The sequence below is a fragment of the Neobacillus niacini genome (assembly GCF_030817595.1).
Classification (GTDB): domain Bacteria; phylum Bacillota; class Bacilli; order Bacillales; family Cytobacillaceae; genus Neobacillus; species Neobacillus niacini_G.
In genome coordinates this window covers 1,387,901-1,402,747 of the sequence record NZ_JAUSZN010000001.1, presented here as the reverse complement: position 1 = coordinate 1,402,747, position 14,847 = coordinate 1,387,901, and the positions used below count along the sequence as shown (strand labels likewise).

Genomic DNA, 14,847 nt, shown 5'->3' with positions numbered 1-14,847 from the left:
AATGTTAGCGGATGTACAAAAAGCATTAGATGCATTCAAGCAAAGAGATATTACCAGGGTCTTTTTAGTTGCATGCGGCGGTTCATCCTCTCTGATGTACTCCAGCAAATATGTGCTAGATCGAGAGAGCGAAAACATAGATTCTTATCTTTATAGTTCTAACGAGTTTCTTCATCGAAACCCGAAAAAACTTAATGAAAAATCATTGGTTATTTTATGTTCGCACTTTGGAAAAACGCCTGAAACAGTGGAAGCCGCCCTTTATGCTCGTGACAAAGGAGCTTTAACGGTCGGGTTAACGTTTGATGCTGACTCACCATTAGCCAAAGCAGTTGAACATGTGATTGTCTATGATGACGGAGAGTCAACTAGTTATTTGAATGAGTCTTCCGCTATCATGCTGGAACTGGTTTTTGGGCTCTTAGCTGATAAAGAAGGAAACGGGAAGTTCATGGACCTGATTTCTTCTTTAGAAGATCTAAGATCTTTAATAGACATAGAAAAGGCGAAATTTTTACCCCGGGCCCAAGAATTAGCAAAATCCTATAAAGATGAAAAAGTAATTTACACGATGGGAAGTGGTGCTAATTACGGAATTGCGTATTGGTTTGCGATCTGTATTTTGATGGAGATGCAATGGATCCACTCCCATGCGATCCATGCAGGTGAGTATTTCCACGGTCCGTTCGAAGTTTTAGATAAAAACGTTCCATTTATTGTTCTACTAGGGTTAGATGAAACCCGCCCCATTAGAAGAACGCTCACTAGAATTCACACAAAATTATGGGGAAAGAGTCATTGTCCTTGATGCCAAAGATTTAAATCTGACAACTATTGCTGACAGTGTAAAAGGATACATCGCACCGTTTGCATTACAAGCTCTTCTCCGCCAATTCGCAGACGAACTGGCAAAAGAGCGCAACCACCCACTTAGTACCAGAAGATACATGTGGAAAGTGCGTTATTAATAGGAAGAAATGCAATTAAAATAATTATCGATTGGTGCCTGGCACCGAAAATACAACCTTAGGAGGCTGGAAATTATGTTAAAGTTTGATCGCGATTTGTTTTTGAAAATTGTTGGGAAGGAAGCTTTGGAGAAGAGAGGGGAAATTGAGAGGGCTGTTGATGAGGTTTCGGCTAAGGGGTTTAAAAATATTTTCTTGATTGGCTCCGGCGGTACGATTGCGATGATGTATCCATTTGAGTACATCTTAAAATCTAATTCTTCTCTCGAGGTTCATGCTGTGATTGCGGCGGAATTAATGGTAATGAATCATCGCCATCTTTCTAAGGATTCTGTATGTATATTTGCCAGCGTAACCGGTACAACTCAGGAAACGGTAGCAGCAGCACAATTCTGTAAGGATAAGGGGGCAACGACCATTGGATTTGTGGCTGAACCAGATACTCCATTGGCGCAAACTGTTGATCACTGCATCCTGGCTCCTGATGAAAAGCACTCATTTGATACCTTCTTTGTATACTTACAGCTGCTGACATTCCGGTTTATCCATAATCATGATGAATTCCCGCAATATGATCAATTTGCAGAACAAATTGCCAATTTACCAGAAGGTATAGTTCAGGCAATGGAAGCATTCGATTCTCATGCTGAACAATTTGCAATTAAGCATAAAGATACGGATTACCACATGCTAGTAGGTGCAGGGAACCTATGGGGGAACACTTACTCCTACGCAATGTGTATTTTAGAGGAAATGCAATGGATTAAATCTAAATCAATTCATGCAGCTGAATTTTTCCACGGTACACTCGAATTAGTGGAAGAAGATACAAGTGTTATTCTTTTTAAGGGGGAAGATGAAACACGCACGTTAGTGGATCGCGTTGAACGATTTGCTGAAACAATTACAAAGGAACTTTTTATTCTGGATACAAAGGATTATGAACTAGAAGGTATTAGCGAGGAGTTTCGAAAGCATCTTGCTATTAACCTGAATTGGGCTTTAACCGGCCGTATCAGCGTGTACCTTGAGCGTGAGCGGAATCATCCGTTAGAACTTAGAAGATATTATCGTAAAATGGCATATTAAGGAGGTTAGGGATGTTAAATTTTGATGCTGAGAGGTTTTTAAGAATACAAAATGGAGCAGTAGGTTTAAAGGATGAGCTTGATCAGGTAATAGATGCTGTGTTCGAAAAAGGCTTGGAAAATGTATTTTTTGTAGGTACAGGCGGGGCGGCGATTCTCATGTTTCCGGCTGAATTTATCTTAAAAAACCACTCCACCTTACCTGTTTATACTGAAATCTCGTCTGAGCTAATGTTAATGGATCACCAGCACCTCGGTGAGCGGTCTTTAGTGATTTTGCCCTCACTATCTGGTACGACAAAAGAAACGGTTGAAGTTGCGAAATTTTGTAAAGAAAAAGGAGCAACAACCATTAGTTTAGTAGCACATGCCAACACTCCTTTAGCTAATTTAACAGATTATACGCTTGTAAACTATGCAGCAGATGATACCTCTTGTGAATCGTTTTATATCCAGTCTTATTTAATCGCGTTTCGATTAATGTATAAGCGGAATGAATTCCCTGAGTATCATCAATTTACTGAAGAAATGAAAAAACTTCCTGAGGCTCTATTAAATGTAAAAAAAGCAACGGAGCAGCGTGCTGAAGCATTTGCCCAAAAACATAAGGATACTCTTTACCACATTCTTTCTGGAACCGGTATTGACTGGGGTCAGACCTATTATTATGGAATGTGTATCTTAGAAGAAATGCAATGGATTAAAACTAGACCAGTACATGCATCAGATTTCTTCCATGGCACGTTAGAATTGGTTGAAAATGATACCAGTATTATTCTATTAAAAGGTGAAGACCGGTCACGCCCGCTTACCGAAAGAGTCAAACGCTTTGCGCAACATTACTCAAATGAATTAACGGTTTTTGATACGAAGGATTATGAACTTACTGGAATTTCTGTAGAGTTAAGACGCTTTATCTCCCCAATCGTACTTGCGACCTTACTAGAAAGAGTAAGTTGTCATTTAGAAACACAACGGAATCATCCACTGACAACCAGAAGGTATTATAAAAAAGTTCCATTCTAGTTGTAACAATGCAATAATAGCCGTCTAGTTTGCCGATGACTCTTCATATATCGAAAAAGGTGTTGAAAAGACTTACTTTAGAAGTACCTACAGCTGGGAGACGTTCCTGGTGGAAAAATTCAGGGTTCAACGTTTCATCTTCAGAAGGTTTGTTGATTTATCCACGATTACATCAACACCGGAACTGAAGCAATATTATGAACAGAATTTCCTTCTTTTTTATAATGACGCAAAAAAATATGAAAATCCAAAACAGTTTCAGAGGTTTAATAGATGAATGTTACTCACTAAATTGGTATAGCTACACCAAACGGACATTTTCAGGTCCCTAGGCTGTAGTCCAATACCTTGGGCGATATACACACCGAATCGCTATAGCTAATAATCGAATTGTTTCAGTGGATGAAAAAAGCTATAAATATCAAAATTTTATCTGACACCAAAGATTGAAGCCCCACAGGCTAGAACCACGACTTCATTCTTCTTGGGCAATCAAAAATTTTGCGAAAATATCCTACCCGAAAAAAACATAAAAAGGCCTGATTAGCACCTACCCGCTAGTCAGGCCTTTTTCCGCGCAAAACTTTCGTTTGGCCCCTTTAAGAACCGTCCCTATGGTTTTGCAGGAAGTCAAAGGTTCGACCCAAAGGGAATGGATTTAACGAAAATCGAAATGAGTCTTTTAAAAATGGTGAGTTCATGAATGAAGGGACAGGAGCTGATGTGTTAGGTCATCCAGCAACATGTGTTGCATGGCTGGCAAATAAGCTGGCAGACTACGATGTTACGCCAGAGGGACGGTTCGGGTGGTTCAATTACTATTACAATTCTTCAAAAAACCTTTAGTACGGAAAAAATGTTTTAATGTTTGTTTGCTCATAATTATATTATGTTAACTATCGGAATTTCATTGCTCGTAGGTAAAAGGACTTTTGCTTTGTGGTCCACTATGATATAGGTAAAAAACGAAACCAAATCTGTTTTGATTCGTAAGTATTCATGATAGCGTCTCTACCTATCGGGGTGGCCACCTTAGAAACGGGGGATTAGATGAAATTATTGCTTAGTGTTATTCTCTTAATAATCATTGTGTATCAAAGCTTTAAGTTTGTTCAACTCTTGATAAAAATGAAACAAAAAATTTTCCTGCCAACAACGAATGAGGAATTGTTAACAATTAGGAAATATCCTCAGAAAGCAGTTGTTGAACTGGCCTATTCTAAACATAAAGTTGGAATTATAGTATACTTTTTTATGCATATATACTTAGTGGTGATGCTTATAATCGGGGGAGTGAATAAAAATATGGATTGGTCATTTTACTTGTTGTTATTCCTCCCCTTAATCTATTCACATAATCTATTAAACGTATTTGCAATCGTTGAAGGAGGCGTGATGAGCGGAAGTCGTTTTGCTGCTTGGAAAACAATGAAATCATTTGATTTTATCCCCATTAATGCAAACCATAAATTTTATGGCTATTCAAAAGAGGTCAATAACGGATATGAATTGATAATTAAGACAAAAGTCTTTCCGGTAAGCTGTATCATTACTTCAGAAGAAACAAAAGAGAAGTTGACTAAAATTCTAAGTGAACATGCAATAGGAAATAGAAAAGATTCCAAATACTAGTAACCTTAATAGCTCACAAATCCTTTTTGTGAGTATTTTTTTGTTTAATAACGCCAGAGGAGCGGTTCCGATGGTTCCATTATGATGTACACTGGTCAAAAAAAGCCATTAGAACCGTCCCCAGGTTTCTCAGGTTTCTATAAAGAACCACCGGTATTATCAAATTCCTTTTGTAATGCTGAATTTGCCACTTTTAAGCTTCTTTGGATATGGTTGTTCATTTTTTCTACAGCTTTTTCAGGATTGCGATCCTTTAAGGCTAGAAAAATTTGTTCATGATCATCCACTAGAACAGAAAAGCTTTCGGTACGTTCCTTCAGTATGCAATTGCGGATATAAAGAACCTTTGCGTTAATTACTTCAAATAAATTAATGAGCTGTTTATTTCGTGAAGAGAATGCAATCGTATCGTGAAACTGTTGGTTAAAGATAGTGTGCTTATGAGTATCGTTATTAGACAGTGCTTCTTTTGATTCTTTTATGATACATTCTAATTGATCTAATTGCTCATCTGTGATGTTTTGAGCTGCCAGTTTTGCTGAAAGAGATTCTAGGCTTTTTCGGCATTCGTAAATATCTAATATATCCTGTGCATTTGGGTCATACACGAATAAGCTATTGTCTTTTTGGACAAGTAAATCATCTTTTGTAAGCATCCGGAATGCTTCCCGAACAGTTCCTCGGCTAACTCCTAAACTTTCTGCTACTTTTGTTTCAACGAGCCTTTCACCTGGCTGATATTTTCCCTCCATAATCATTTCTTTTACTATATGATAAACCTGGCTATGAAGTGGTTCGTTTTTTTTAATCTCTCTCATAATAAATCCCCCTGCAGTTGTAATGATTCTTGTATTTCGTATCCATTATTAAGGTAATGGGGTCCGGAATTTTTTCCCATGTGTACTCTTGTAGCTTTAAATCTCTAAATTATTTCAGTCATATTCTATATAAAATAGTGTACTATATTTCAATTTTATATAAAAGCATTTCAACCAATGGGACTTTTGTCTTCTTTAGGCATAGACCAATTAAAGTATGAAAAAATAAAATATTGAGATTAATTAAATTGTTAACTGTTGACAGTCTACATTTACAAGGTTAATATAAAAATGGAATCGCTTACTACAACATATTGAAGAAACAATTTTTTAACATGTATTAACCTATATAAATTTCTAATTTAGGAGTTGTTTGAAATGGGCAAAAGAGCACTTGAAGGTTTACGAGTGTTGGAGATGGGGCAATTGATAGCGGGACCGTCCGCTGCTAGGATGCTTGCTGAATTCGGGGCAGAAGTTATTAAAGTCGAGACTCCTGAGCAGGGCGACCCTATCCGCAACTGGCGCGTTGTTGAAAACGGAACAAGCCTCTGGTGGTATGTGCAGTCTCGTAATAAAAAATCGATTACGGTCAACCTTCGAGAAGCTGAAGGACAGGAATTGATTCGTAAATTGGTTAAGGAAATCGATATTTTAATAGAAAACTTCCGACCAGGAACGATGGAGAAATGGGGCTTAGGATACGAAGACTTAAAGGCTATCAATCCACGGTTGATTATGATTCGTGTTTCGGGTTATGGGCAGGATGGACCATACCGCGATAAGCCAGGATTTGGTTCTATAGGAGAGGCTTTGGGAGGTCTCCGTTATATTACCGGTTACCCAGATCGTCCGCCAACACGTGTCGGAATTAGTATCGGAGATTCGTTATCCGCGCTTTATGCGGTTAATGGGGCATTAATGGCGGTGTATCATCGCGATGTAAACGGAACGGGTGAAGGTCAAGTAATCGATGTTGCGCTCTATGAATCTGTCTTTAGCATGATGGAGAGCACCCTGCCTGAATTCGACCGGGCTGGAGTGATTCGGGAACGGACAGGCAGTATATTACCGGGTATAACACCTTCGAATACGTACATGTGTGGGGATGGAAAATACGTAGTTATTGGTGCAAACGGCGATGCGATCTTCAAGCGTCTGATGAATGCAATGGGCCAGGAAGATGTAGCTGAGGACCCTCGTTTTGAAACTAACTCAAAACGGTCAGAGCATGCGGAATACCTGGATTCTTTGATTGAAGATTGGACTAAGAGTATGCCCTTTGATGAAGTAATGACATACCTGGATAATGCCAATGTTCCAGCGGGCGCTATTTACTCAATTGAAGACATTGTGAACGACCCGCATTATCACGCTCGTCAAATGATCCAAGAAGTAAAAGTGGAAGATCTGGGAACGACTTTGAAAATGCCGGGCATCATCCCGAAAATGAGCGAGACACCTGGAACGATTGAATGGGCAGGTCCTAAATTAGGACAGCATACTAAAGAAGTGCTAGGAGACAAAATTAATCTTTCCGCTGATGAAATACAGAAACTGAAGGAAAAAGGGATTATCTAGGAAGAGGTGAATATTGATGGGAATGACGATGTCAGAAAAAATTCTCGCAAAAGCTTCAGGACAGAAAAGTGTAAAGGCCGGAGATATTGTATGGGTCAAAGTCGATATAGCCATGATGCACGATTTATTAGGACCATGGCTGGTAGACGGGGGCTTTCGCCGATTAGGCGGGAAGTTATTTGATAAAGAAAAGGTTGTAGTTGTATCTGATCATTGCACGCCTCCGGCAACGGTCCAGCAGGCAGATATCCTTAAATTTACGAGGGATTGGGCCCGTGCTCAAGAGCTTCCTTATTATTATGAATTTCAAGGGCCTTGCCACCAAGTCATTGTAGAACATGGACATGTCCGTCCGGGAAGATTGATCCTTGGAACGGATTCTCATACGTGCATGGCAGGAGGATTAGGAGCTTTTGCTACCGGTATTGGTTCCACGGAAATGATCGGAGTCTTATTGACAGGTGAAACTTGGCTAAAGGTTCCAGAAACGATCAAAGTGGTTTGGGATGGTAAGCTACCCCATGGAGTTTACGCAAAAGACATCGTTCTTAAAACCATCAAGGATATTGGGCATGCTGGTGCTACTTATCAAACCATTGAATTTTCGGGAACTGCGATTGAGGACTTGTCCATGGATGAAAGACTGGTTTTATCCAACATGGCCGTAGAAGCCGGCGCAAAAACAGGGTTAATTGAACCTGATCAAAAAGTGGTAGAATTTATAAGGTCAAAGGGTGTAACGGAAGAAATTGATATGATTTCTAGCGATAAAGACGCCGTTTATACACGAGTTTTACATTACTATGCTTCTGAATTAGAACCTCAGGTAGCCTGCCCACATGAAGTAGATAATGTTCATCCAGTAAGCGCCGTAGAAGGAAAAGCAGTGGACCAGGTTTACTTAGGTTCCTGTACAAATGGCCGAATCAGTGATCTACGGATTGCCGCTAAAATCCTGAAGGGGAAGAAGATTTCGAAAAACATCCGATGCCTTGTAGTACCTGCATCCCAGCATATCTGGATGCAAGCGAACAAGGAGGGAATTCTCGATATTTTGACGGATGCAGGATGTATTGTAAACATGCCATCATGTGGTGCATGCGGTGGATTCACCAGTGGAGTAATCGGGGCCGGGGAAGTCGTTATGTCTTCTTCAAATCGGAACTTTAGGGGCCGGATGGGAAGTCCAAAAGGCGAGGTCTATCTTGGGTCGCCTGCAGCAGTGGCTGCAACTGCGATTGAGGGGAAAATTACAGACCCGCGCAAGTATCTGCCGAAGGAGGTAATGGTGTAATGTCATTCATCATTAAAGGAAGAGTCTGGAAATATGGGGACAACATCAATACTGACATCATATCTCCAGGGCAATATATGAGTTTACCAGTTGAAAAACAGGCCGTGCATGCTATGGAGGCAATTGATCCAACATTTGCTGAAAAAGTACAACCAGGGGATATTTTGGTTGCCGGAAATAATTTTGGATCAGGTTCGAGCCGGGAAACAGCGCAAATGGTATTGAAGCACCACCAAATCGGAGCGATTGTGGCAAATTCGTTCGCCCGTATTTTTTATCGCAATTCCATTAATGTGGGCCTGCCGGTTGTGGAGATGCTGGATACCACTGTTATAGAAGAAGGCGATGATCTTGAGATTAACCTACTAGAAGGAAAAATCATCAACCATACAAAAGGCGCAGAATACAAAGGAACAAAGCTGCCTGAACATTTAATCGAAATGGTAAAGCTCGGCGGCTTGGAGCCTTATCTTGCGAAAAAACTAGGAATCTCATAATTTTTTACAAGGAGCATGATACCTATGAAACTGCCAAAAAAGGTAGAACTAATAGAAGTAGGGCCTCGAGACGGGCTTCAAAATGAAGCGAATTTTATCCCGACAGAAAAGAAGATTGAACTGATTAATGCCTTAAATAAAACTGGAATTAAACGGATGGAAGCCACTTCATTTGTGCATCCAGTGTACGTTCCGCAAATGAAGGATGCCAATGAAGTGTTAGAAGGCATAGAACAAGATCCATCCATTCAGTACATGGCATTAATACCGAATGAAAAGGGATATGAAAGGGCTGTAGAAAATGGGGTGCGTGCCCTTTCACTCGTAGTTGGGGCTAGTGATAGCTTTAATTTGAAAAATGTCAAAATCACTAGGGACGAATCAATCAATAAGTTTTCTAGTGTCGTAGAAAAGGCAAAGGAGATGGGAAATTTCCTACGCTATAATATTGCCACCGCATTCTGGTGTCCATTTGAGGGAAAAGTGGATTCCGAGCTTGTTTTGGACATGGTCCGTCAAATTGACCGTTCAGGGGTGGATGAAATTGTCATCTGTGATACAATCGGCAGGGCAAATCCCGCTCAGGTTTTTGATTTATTCAGCCGTATTTTCAAGGAACAGCCGAATGCGTTAATCACTGCCCATTTCCACGATACATATGGGTTAGCCCAAGCAAATATTATGGCTGCCCTCCAAGCAGATGTTACACGATTTGACACCTCCATTGGCGGACTTGGAGGATGCCCGTTTGCCCCAGGAGCTGCAGGTAATGTGGCTACTGAAGATGTCGTCTTTATGCTGAATGAAATGGGAATTGAAACGGGAATCGATCTTGCATCACTTCTAGCTTGCGTCGAAATGGTAAAGCCATTAACCAATCGAGAATTAACCGGCCATTTTCATAAAGTAAAGGTTTTTCAAAATCAAATTTAATCAGGGGGATATCATGATGAGTAAAAATTATCGAGTAGGTCTTATCGTACCCAGCTCTAACACAACGATGGAAACAGAAATTCCGGCTATGCTTCATTCCAGAATGCAGATTAAACCAGAAGAAACCTTTACATTCCATTCTGCACGTATGCGGATGATGCATGTAAATCCGGATGAATTAAAGAAAATGGATGTAGATAGTGACCGTTGTGCAGTGGAGCTTTCCGATGCACGATGCGATGTGCTGGCTTATGCATGTCTAGTTGCCATTATGTGTCAGGGTCCGGGATATCATCACATTTCTGAAGAACGCTTAGGAAAGGTTACGGTCAGCAATGGTGGTGCAGCTCCAATTGTCAGCAGTGCAGGAGCATTAATTGAGGGCCTTGAAACGATTGGGGCGAAAAAGGTTTCCATTATTACACCATATATGAAGCCATTAACTAAAACGGTCATTGAATATTTAAAAGCTGCTGGCATTGAAGTCATTGATTCCATCAGCCTCGAAGTTGCGGATAACCTAGAAGTTGGCCGCTTGGATCCGGAAAACCTAATAGGCCATGCAGACCGTTTGAATATTGAAGGAGCAGATGCAGTTGTTCTATCAGCATGCGTTCAGATGCCTTCTCTTCCAGCTATTCAGGCTGTTCAAGACCGCTTGGGAATTCCAGTCTTGTCTGCCGGAGTTGCAACAGTTTTTAAAATTCTCAAGGAATTAAACCTTCCAACAGAGGTACCAAATGCAGGACATTTACTATCCGGTAAATTTTAGATAAGTAATAGTGGATTGCCATCATTCTTCGATAATATCTATCAGCTATACGTAAATTAATGTTAAATAGGAAAGGAGTGCGACAGATTGAAAAAAGTATATAAAATTGCAGTTATTGCCGGAGATGGGATCGGACCGGAGGTGATCAACGAGGGAATAAAAGTTTTAAACAAAGCAGCTGAACTGGACGGAAAGTTTGAATTTGACCTTACTCACTTTCCATGGGGCTGTGAGTATTACTTGGAACATGGAATAATGATGCCATATGACGGCTTAAACCAGCTGCGTTCCTTCGATGCCATTTATCTAGGGGCAGTGGGAGCTCCAGGTGTTCCAGATCATATTTCATTATGGGATTTGTTATTAAAGATACGGAAAGGCTTCAATCAGTATGTTAATCTCCGCCCGATTACATTATTAGAAGGCGCTCCATGCCCTCTCAATGGTCTTAAGAGGGAGCAAATTGATATGTTAGTCATTCGTGAAAATAGCGAGGGCGAATATGCTGGTGCAGGAGATTGGCTGTATAAAGGTCAGCCCCATGAAGTGGTTTTGCAAACCGGAATTTTTTCTAGGGTAGGGACGGAACGGATTATACGTTACGCCTTTGTAGAAGCAAGGAAACAGGGCAGATCACTGACAAGCATTAGTAAGGGCAATGCTTTAAATTATTCAATGGTGTTCTGGGATCAAGTGTTTGAAGAAGTGGCAAAAGATTATCCTGATGTGGAAACACATTCCTATCTAGTTGATGCTGCTGCCATGTTCTTTATCAAGCAGCCATGGCGATTTGAAGTAGTGGTCACCTCTAATCTTTTCGGGGATATCCTCACTGATTTAGGGGCAGCGATTGCCGGAGGTTTGGGGCTGGCAGCGGGAGCAAACATTAATCCGGAACGTGAATACCCATCCATGTTCGAACCGATCCATGGATCTGCTCCAGATATCGCCGGGAAGGGGATAGCAAACCCGTTGGCTGCAATTTGGTCGGCAAGCCAAATGTTAGACTTTTTCGGTCATGAGGATTGGGGAAAGCGAGTCCTGTATGCGATGGAACAGGTGATGGTGGAAGGGATTTTTTTGACACCTGATATGGGAGGTATGTCAAATACTGAACAGGTGGGAGCTGCAGTTACTGAAAAAGTTTTGTATAACCATCAGAGTGAATTGGGAACTGTGCCAAATACTAGATAAAGCGTTTTACTCTTATAAGGAAGGGGAGGGGCTTGTGGGTTACATTTTCAAAGGCTCAAAAGAATATACTCGGGCAAGCCTTTCGCTGTTTTTAGGAGGGTTTGTTACTTTTTCCATTCTTTATACAACTCAGCCATTGCTGCCGGTCTTTGCTAAAGAATTTGGTGTTTCGGCGCCACTGGCTAGTTTAACTGTGTCTTTGTCGACTGGTTTGTTGGCTATTTCTATGCTGGTTGCGGCAGCCATATCAGATGTGATAGGAAAAAAGAAGATTATGGTGCTTTCCATGTTCTTTACTTCTTTTCTTGCATTGCTAACAGCATTAAGTCCGAACTTTAACACACTGCTGGTATTTCGCGCTTTACTGGGAATTTTTATAGCTGGTGTCCCATCGATAGCCATGGCATACATCGGGGAAGAATTTCATCCAAAAGGCATTGGCAGAATCATGGGGCTTTATATTAGTGGAACAACGATAGGAGGGATGGCAGGAAGAATATTAATTGGTGTGTTGTCTGATATGTTTACTTGGAGAATTGCTTTAATAGCTGTAGGGGGATTAGCCCTGATTTTCAGTGTTATATTTTTAATTGCTCTGCCTAAATCTCAATATACGGCAAAAAATAAACCGGACTTAAAATCTGTCTGTCTGGCTTATAAGATACATCTGAATAATAAACAATTAATCTCGTTATTATTGCTATCATTTTTACTAATGGGGAGTTTTGTAACATTATATAACTATATTGGATTCTTGCTGGTAGAGCCTCCCTATGCGTTGAGCCAAACACATGTAGGTTTTATCTTCATCGTTTATATCTGCGGGACTTACAGTTCAGTTTATATGGGGAAAAAGGCAGATGAGTATGGTTATTCCACTATTTTGAAGCTATCAATGGCTATTATGTTGGCAGGCGCGCTTATCTCTCTTGTTCCCTCATTAATTGGGAAAATTGCGGGGATTTCTATTTTTACGTTCGGTTTTTTTGCCAGCCATTCCATAGCGAGTTCCTGGGTTGGTGAACATGCCACCCTAAACAGAGCACAGGCGTCTTCTCTATATCTTCTATTTTACTACCTAGGATCAAGCCTAATTGGTTCCTTCGGGGGCTATTTTTGGATACATTTTCATTGGCATGGAATTATTTCTCTTATTCTATCTTTATTAGTTATTGGATATCCACTAGTTCTAATTGCTTCCCAGAAAACGGGTGATGAGGGTTTTTAGCAATTGGAAGGTATAACCTGGCAAAAAATAAATGAAATTATTACTAAGCTCTTAAGTCTATTTTTTAATGTAGACTGTTGACAGTAAACGAGATGAATAATATATTAGTAATAGACAGAATATTTATAAACTTCAAATAAAGTTTGGGGGATTGATAGGGATTTAATTGATTTTTTCTTAGTTAAGCAAACGTTTTTTTTCGATATTTAACCCTATTTCCATAAGGGACATCTTGTATACAATCCACATTAGAATAAATAAATGATAGAATGGTATAGATCTTTTTCCTAAGAGCTTAAATTCTACCAAATGATAGGGAAATATTTTTCCAACTGGTTGTAAGCGCTTTATCATTTTTTATAAAAATCATACCTTTAAAAGATAAACAAAATACACAATTACATAATTAAATTAGGAGGCGAAATCTATGAGTTTAGAAATTATTACTCTTATTGTTCTATTATCGATGTTCATCATCGGATCGGTTATATCAGTTAACATGGGAGTATTGGGCATTGTTGCTGCATTTATCGTCGGTACATATGTTAGTGGGTTATCCATAGATGACCTTTACGCAGCTTTCCCAGTAGATATGTTTATTCTTCTTGCAGGGGTTACCTATCTATTCGCAATTGCCCTGAAAAACGGAACACTCGACCTGATCATTTCAGGTGGACTTAAGTTAGTAAAAGGAAACGTTGGTCTGCTTCCATGGGTCTTGTTCTTCCTGAGTGCACTCCTGTCTGCAGTAGGAGCCTCTACTGTTGCAGTTGGCCCAATTTTATTCCCAATCGCTTTACGCTTAGCGTTTCAGCACAAAATTAATCCAATCTTGATGGGTACGTTAATTTCTACCGGAATGTATGCCGGATCCTTCTCACCATTAAATATCTTCGGTTTAGTTGTAAACGGTATCATGGAATCTGAAAAGATTCCTCATTCACCAATCATGCTTTTTATCAACTGCTTTATTTTCTACGTATTGATTTCTGTGGTTGTGTTCCTCGCATTCGGAGGACTTCGATTGCTTAAACACCACAATAACAGGTCTGTATTGGAAGTAGCTGCTGCGGTTGAAGGCGGAAATTCTGCAGTAATCAAAACGAATGATCATGGTGCAACTTGGTATAAAATTGCCACATTGTCCGGAATCGGACTCCTAATTACATTGGCTCTGGCGTTCAAAATGAATATGGGCTTTGGGGCATTGATGATTGGCCTTGTATTGGCATTAATGGCCCCTAAAGACCAAGGGGATATCATCAAACAAATGCCTTGGGGCGTCATGCTAATGGTTTGCGGAATCATGACATATGTTGGTGTTATGGAAAAGGTAGGAACAATGGAGTTTATGACTAATCAAATTGCCGCTATTGGTAATCCTGTAATGGCATCCCTAATGGCTTCCTATGTAGGAGGGATTGTCTCAGCCTTCGCTTCGACAACAGGCTTCTTAGCTGCTGTTATCCCGCTCTCAGCACCTATCTTGCAAGATCCTACTATGTCATCAATCGGGGTTGTATCTGCTCTTGCGGTTGCGGCTAGTGTTGTTGACATTAGCCCATTCTCTACAAACGGCGCACTTATTATGGCAAACGTACAAGGTGTGAATGAACGTTTATTCTTTAGAAAGCTCTTGATGATCGCAGGTCTTTTCATTGCTCTTGGACCAGGACTTGCTTGGCTCATATTCGTTTTAATAGGAACTCCATGGTAATAAGTGATTTATCTGAAGTAAAGAAAGAGAGGAACTCCTAAATGAAAGCGGTTATTATTTCTGAATTTGGCGGACAAGAAATGCTAAAATATACGGAGG

Annotated in this window: 15 protein-coding genes and 1 pseudogene; 15 read left to right on the top strand and 1 reads right to left on the bottom strand. The window is 40.2% G+C overall.

Annotated features, from left to right (window positions below):
• Position 1: 1 nt before the first annotated feature.
• The 7 genes and pseudogenes from QFZ31_RS07090 (at position 2) to QFZ31_RS07060 (ending at position 4,714) form a co-directional block, all read left to right on the top strand.
• Positions 2-968: pseudogene (locus QFZ31_RS07090) on the top strand (SIS domain-containing protein).
• 75 nt (positions 969-1,043) lie between these two features.
• On the top strand, positions 1,044-2,057 hold the full coding sequence (locus QFZ31_RS07085; protein ID WP_307302009.1) for an SIS domain-containing protein: 1,014 nt from the start codon (positions 1,044-1,046) through the stop codon (positions 2,055-2,057).
• A gap of 11 nt (positions 2,058-2,068) precedes the next feature.
• Entirely contained in the window at positions 2,069-3,082 is a 1,014-nt protein-coding gene (locus QFZ31_RS07080) for an SIS domain-containing protein (RefSeq protein WP_307302007.1), read from the top strand.
• Between the two features lie 109 nt (positions 3,083-3,191).
• Positions 3,192-3,359 carry a hypothetical protein gene (locus tag QFZ31_RS07075; protein WP_307311909.1) on the top strand — a complete coding sequence of 56 codons (168 nt, stop codon included), beginning with the start codon at positions 3,192-3,194 and terminating at the stop codon, positions 3,357-3,359.
• A 91-nt stretch (positions 3,360-3,450) separates the two neighbouring features.
• The gene (locus tag QFZ31_RS33805; protein ID WP_373459906.1) at positions 3,451-3,519 is read left to right on the top strand and encodes a hypothetical protein; all 69 of its coding nucleotides are present in this window, start codon (positions 3,451-3,453) and stop codon (positions 3,517-3,519) included.
• 262 nt (positions 3,520-3,781) lie between these two features.
• Positions 3,782-3,928, top strand: a complete 147-nt coding sequence (locus tag QFZ31_RS07065) for a hypothetical protein (RefSeq protein ID WP_307302006.1) — start codon at positions 3,782-3,784, stop codon at positions 3,926-3,928.
• 204 nt (positions 3,929-4,132) lie between these two features.
• Positions 4,133-4,714, top strand: coding sequence for a hypothetical protein (locus QFZ31_RS07060; protein WP_307302004.1), 582 nt, complete (start codon positions 4,133-4,135; stop codon positions 4,712-4,714).
• Between the two features lie 137 nt (positions 4,715-4,851).
• Here QFZ31_RS07060 and QFZ31_RS07055 read toward each other — a convergent pair whose 3' ends face one another.
• Entirely contained in the window at positions 4,852-5,532 is a 681-nt protein-coding gene (locus QFZ31_RS07055) for a GntR family transcriptional regulator (protein ID WP_307302002.1), read from the bottom strand.
• Positions 5,533-5,910: 378 nt separating this feature from the next.
• Here QFZ31_RS07055 and QFZ31_RS07050 point away from each other — a divergent pair, with 378 nt between their 5' ends.
• From QFZ31_RS07050 to QFZ31_RS07015, 8 genes are all read left to right on the top strand, one after another.
• Complete coding sequence (locus QFZ31_RS07050) at positions 5,911-7,113, top strand: CaiB/BaiF CoA transferase family protein (RefSeq protein WP_307302000.1); 1,203 nt, start codon at positions 5,911-5,913, stop codon at positions 7,111-7,113.
• A gap of 16 nt (positions 7,114-7,129) precedes the next feature.
• Entirely contained in the window at positions 7,130-8,407 is a 1,278-nt protein-coding gene (locus tag QFZ31_RS07045) for a 3-isopropylmalate dehydratase large subunit (RefSeq protein ID WP_307301998.1), read from the top strand.
• Positions 8,407-8,904 (top strand): 3-isopropylmalate dehydratase, encoded by a 498-nt coding sequence (locus QFZ31_RS07040; protein WP_307301996.1) that lies wholly within the window; start codon positions 8,407-8,409, stop codon positions 8,902-8,904. The genes QFZ31_RS07045 and QFZ31_RS07040 overlap by 1 nt, the downstream gene beginning before the upstream one ends.
• A gap of 24 nt (positions 8,905-8,928) precedes the next feature.
• Complete coding sequence (locus QFZ31_RS07035) at positions 8,929-9,837, top strand: hydroxymethylglutaryl-CoA lyase (protein WP_307301994.1); 909 nt, start codon at positions 8,929-8,931, stop codon at positions 9,835-9,837.
• A 16-nt stretch (positions 9,838-9,853) separates the two neighbouring features.
• Positions 9,854-10,609 (top strand): Asp/Glu racemase, encoded by a 756-nt coding sequence (locus QFZ31_RS07030; protein ID WP_307301992.1) that lies wholly within the window; start codon positions 9,854-9,856, stop codon positions 10,607-10,609.
• 87 nt (positions 10,610-10,696) lie between these two features.
• Complete coding sequence (locus QFZ31_RS07025) at positions 10,697-11,803, top strand: tartrate dehydrogenase (protein ID WP_307301991.1); 1,107 nt, start codon at positions 10,697-10,699, stop codon at positions 11,801-11,803.
• A 34-nt stretch (positions 11,804-11,837) separates the two neighbouring features.
• Positions 11,838-13,031 (top strand): MFS transporter, encoded by a 1,194-nt coding sequence (locus QFZ31_RS07020; RefSeq protein ID WP_307301990.1) that lies wholly within the window; start codon positions 11,838-11,840, stop codon positions 13,029-13,031.
• 427 nt (positions 13,032-13,458) lie between these two features.
• The gene (locus QFZ31_RS07015) at positions 13,459-14,748 is read left to right on the top strand and encodes an SLC13 family permease (protein WP_307301988.1); all 1,290 of its coding nucleotides are present in this window, start codon (positions 13,459-13,461) and stop codon (positions 14,746-14,748) included.
• Positions 14,749-14,847: the final 99 nt, after the last annotated feature.